The following is a 3,806-nucleotide window of genomic DNA, read 5'->3' on the forward strand; positions in this document are numbered from 1 at the left end:
GCCCACGCCTTCCGCGCCCGCCGCCGATAGCGCCAGGGCTCAACGAGCCGCCAAGGCGACCGGCGGCCCCTTGGGCACGGGGCATGGCCAGCGCGAAACGTCCGTGGTGCAGACGGTCGATTTCGATCGTGCCAGCGATACCCCCGAAGAAGTCATCGCTATCTACTACGACACGCGCGCCAGGCTGATCGCGCAAGGCGCGATCCCGACAACCGGGCCTCGCCAACCATTGCCCTTCCCCGGCCATTTCGTACCCGATCCTTGAAAACCGGCTAAGCCGCCACCAACGTGTCCGGCCGGCGTCTCGGCGCTACACTTCGTTTTAGTCAGCACATACCGGACTCCTACGCATGAGCGCCCCCGATAACCGCGAAGTCACGCCTGAACAAGCCGAAGAGGCCGTACGCATCCTGTTGCGCTGGTCAGGCGAGGATCCGAACCGGGAAGGCCTGCTCGATACACCCAAGCGCGTGGTCAAGGCCTATCGCGACTGGTTCAGCGGCTACCAGATCGATCCGGGCGAGTACCTGCGCCGCACCTTCGAGGAAGTGGCGGGCTACGACGAAATGGTCGTACTGCGGGATATCGAGTTCGAAAGCCATTGCGAGCACCATATGGCGCCGATCATCGGCCGCGCCCATGTCGGTTATCTGCCGACCAACCGCGTGGTTGGCATCAGCAAGCTCGCACGTGTGGTGGATGCCTATGCCCGTCGTTTCCAGGTGCAGGAAAAGCTGACCGCACAGATCGCCCAGTGCATCCAGGAAAACCTGCATCCAGCCGGTGTCGCGGTCGTGGTCGATGCCAGTCACGAATGCATGACCACCCGCGGCGTGCATAAGCGCGGCGTATCGATGATCACCAGCCAGATGCTCGGTGCTTTCCGCGACGACGCACGCACCCGCGCCGAATTCCTGCAATTCATCGGTATCCACGGCGGCGTGCGCTGATGCGCCGCCTCGCGGCGGCCATGCTGTGGCTGCCGTGCCTGGTCATGGCGCAAGATTTTCCGCGTACGCCGACAGAGTACCTGCGCCAGATGGACGCCAATGGCGACGGCAAAGTCAGCCAGGCCGAATATGTCGACTACATGAGTGCCGGCTTCCGCCGCATGGACACTAACGGCGACGGCGTCCTGGAACCGGAAGAACTGCCAGGCGGACATGGTCGCGCTATCGGCTTGGAGCGCTACCAGGACAATCTGCGCCGCCAGTTTCGCAAGCTGGACCGCAATGGCGACGGCTGCCTCAACGCCAGGGAGCTTGCCGCGCCGCCGCAAGCCTGAAGTCCATCCAAAGCGATCCAGACGTACTGTCCGGTCATGGTTTTGCGTTATCGTGGGCGTTCGTCGTCCGCGTTTTCCCTTTCGCTCGCGAGCCCCATGGAACAGCCTGTCACTTCGTTGACCGAACCGCGCCGCCGCGCCGCGGTGGCCTTTATTTTTGTCACGGTCGTGCTGGACATGCTGGCCTTTGGCATCGTCATTCCGGTGCTGCCGCACTTGATCGAACAACTGGCGGGGGGCGGTATCGCCAATGCGGCGTGGTGGGTCGGCGTCTTCAGCACAGTGTTTGCCATCGTGCAGTTTGCATTTTCGCCTGTCCAAGGCGCGCTGAGCGATCGCTTCGGACGCCGTCCGGTGATCCTGATCTCCAACCTCGGCCTGGCGATCGATTTTGTCGTGCTGGCGCTGGCACCATCGCTGTGGCTGCTGTTCGTCGCGCGTATTCTGTTGGGCATGACCGCGGCGAGTTTCTCCACCGCCAATGCTTATATCGCCGATATCACCACCAAGGAGAACCGCGCGGCAGCGTACGGCATGCTCGGCGGCGCGTTCGGGCTGGGCTTTATCCTGGGTCCGGGCCTCGGCGGCTTCCTCGGCGATATCTCCTTGCGCCTGCCCTTCTGGGTCGCCGCGGGCCTGGCCATCTGCAACTTTCTCTATGGCTGCTTCGTGCTGCCCGAATCGCTGCCGAAGGAACGCCGCACCAAGCGCTTCGAGGTGCACAGCGCTCATCCGCTCGGCGCACTCAAACTGCTGGCACGCTATCCACGTGTGCTGCGCCTGGCAATCGTGATGTTCCTGGTGTACCTGGCGCACTACGTACTGCAGACCACTTTCGTGCTTTACGCCGACTACCGCTATCAATGGGGTCCGCAAGCCGTTGGCTACGTGCTGATGCTGGTCGGTGTGTGCGACGGCTCGGTACAGACCTTTCTTACCGGGCGCCTTACAGCACGCGTGGGCGAGCGCAAGGTGCTGATCGCCGGCATGTTGTTTGGCATCGTTGCCTTTGCCGTGATGGGCTTTGCCGCCACCGGTTGGGTCTTTCTCCTCGGTATCCCGCTGCTGGCCCTATGGAGCCTGTCCGGGCCACCCGTGCAATCGATCATGACACATGAGGTCGACCCTACCGAACAGGGCCGCCTGCAAGGCGCGATCAGCAGCCTGGGCAGCTTCGCCGGAATCTTTGGACCGTATCTGTTCGCGCAAGTATTTGCCTTCTCGATCAGTCCGACATCGCCGCTGCACCTGCCCGGCTTGGCTTTCGTGCTCGCCGCCGCATTGCTGGCGGCGGGCACCGTCATCGCCGTCCTCGCCACCCGCCACGTGCCCAGGCATGTCCAACCGGCGAGCGAAGACAGCGTTCTATCCAGCACGTCCCTACCTCCCTCGGAGCCACACCCATGACCTTATCGATGTACCAGGCCTCTGTTCCTGTCTTCCTGCGCGCACTGAGCAATCTCAGCCACGTATTGAAAAAGGGTGCCGAGCATGCTGCCACCAAGAAAGTCGCCGACGAGGTGATCCTGCAGACGCGCCTGATTCCGGACATGCTGCCGCTGGCGCGCCAGGTGCAGATCGCCACAGACATGGCCAAGAACGCGACTGCGCGCCTGGCCGGCGTCGATCCGCTGAAGTTCGAAGACAACGAAACCACCTTCGCTCAGTTGCATGACCGCATCGAACGCGCCGTCGAATACATCAAGTCGTTCAAACCCGAACAGATCGACGGCAGCGAGACGCGCAAGATCGTTCTGCCGACGCGCAGCGGCGAGCAGCACTTCGAAGGCGATGCGTATCTGCTGCACTTCGTGCTGCCGAATGTGTTTTTCCATTGCACTACCGCCTACGCCATTCTGCGCGTCAGCGGTGCGGAAATCGGCAAGAACGATTTCATCGGCAAAGCCTGAGTCCCAAGCCTCGGCACCCATCGAACGCCGCCTTCGGGCGGCGTTTTTTTTGCCCTACGTTCCATGCGAAATGAGCCGACTTCTCGACGATAAAACCAACTTTTCGGAATAGTTTCATTGCCCTTAAGGCTTTATGAAGTTCAGATAAACAGCGCGCGCAAGCAGAGACTTGCGGCGCCAATAAGGGAATACGACGCAAGCCGGCAAGCCCGGCATCGCACTTACCTAGGGAATGCCTCGACGCCCGTGATCCATCCGGTCACAGCCGGGGCGCATGGAGAACACTGTGAAACGCTACGGAGCTAGCCCCGTCCCTCGCAATCGATTGGCGATCGCCTGCCTGGCCGCACTGTGCAGCACGACTGTGTTCGCGCAAGAACACACAGCCGTGGACATTGCGCCGACGAACCTGCAGTCGGTCACCGTGACCGGCACGCGCCTATCCAATCCCAATGTGATTACACCTACACCGGTCAGCACCATGACTGCCGATGACATCAAGGCAACCGGAGCGGTCAACGTCGGCGACTTGCTGACCACGATGCCACAGCTGGCCACGACCTTCACGATGGGCAATTCCACCCAGTACATCGGCACGGCGGGCGTACAAT

General features: G+C 61.9%; 5 protein-coding genes and 1 pseudogene. All 6 read left to right on the forward strand.

All coding sequences use genetic code 11. From position 1 onward, the window contains the following. Positions 1-265: pseudogene (locus tag VIM98_RS07395) on the forward strand (hypothetical protein); the annotation flags it as partial. A gap of 85 nt (positions 266-350) precedes the next feature. Beyond that, positions 351-950, forward strand: a complete 600-nt coding sequence (gene folE, locus VIM98_RS07400; RefSeq protein WP_331992461.1) for a GTP cyclohydrolase I FolE — start codon at positions 351-353, stop codon at positions 948-950. A 20-nt stretch (positions 951-970) separates the two neighbouring features. Then, positions 971-1,285 (forward strand): EF-hand domain-containing protein, encoded by a 315-nt coding sequence (locus tag VIM98_RS07405; protein ID WP_414650201.1) that lies wholly within the window; start codon positions 971-973, stop codon positions 1,283-1,285. A gap of 96 nt (positions 1,286-1,381) precedes the next feature. Further along, positions 1,382-2,692, forward strand: a complete 1,311-nt coding sequence (locus VIM98_RS07410) for a TCR/Tet family MFS transporter (protein ID WP_331992462.1) — start codon at positions 1,382-1,384, stop codon at positions 2,690-2,692. Then, the gene (locus tag VIM98_RS07415; RefSeq protein WP_331992463.1) at positions 2,689-3,195 is read left to right on the forward strand and encodes a DUF1993 domain-containing protein; all 507 of its coding nucleotides are present in this window, start codon (positions 2,689-2,691) and stop codon (positions 3,193-3,195) included. Before VIM98_RS07410 ends, VIM98_RS07415 begins: the two co-directional genes overlap by 4 nt. Before the next feature lie 286 nt (positions 3,196-3,481). After that, the coding region (locus VIM98_RS07420; RefSeq protein ID WP_331992464.1) for a TonB-dependent receptor plug domain-containing protein at positions 3,482-3,806 on the forward strand (325 nt) is incomplete at its 3' end.

The organism is Dyella sp., from assembly GCF_036568765.1.
Taxonomy (GTDB): domain Bacteria; phylum Pseudomonadota; class Gammaproteobacteria; order Xanthomonadales; family Rhodanobacteraceae; genus GSA-30.

What these genes read in the sequence shown, in the direction of transcription:
- VIM98_RS07410 (WP_331992462.1), top strand. Translation starts at nt 1,382, where the DNA reads ATGGAACAGCCTGTCACTTCGTTGACCGAACCGCGCCGCCGCGCCGCG.
- folE (WP_331992461.1), top strand. Translation starts at nt 351, where the DNA reads ATGAGCGCCCCCGATAACCGCGAAGTCACGCCTGAACAAGCCGAAGAG.
- VIM98_RS07415 (WP_331992463.1), top strand. Translation starts at nt 2,689, where the DNA reads ATGACCTTATCGATGTACCAGGCCTCTGTTCCTGTCTTCCTGCGCGCA.
- VIM98_RS07405 (WP_414650201.1), top strand. Translation starts at nt 971, where the DNA reads ATGCTGTGGCTGCCGTGCCTGGTCATGGCGCAAGATTTTCCGCGTACG.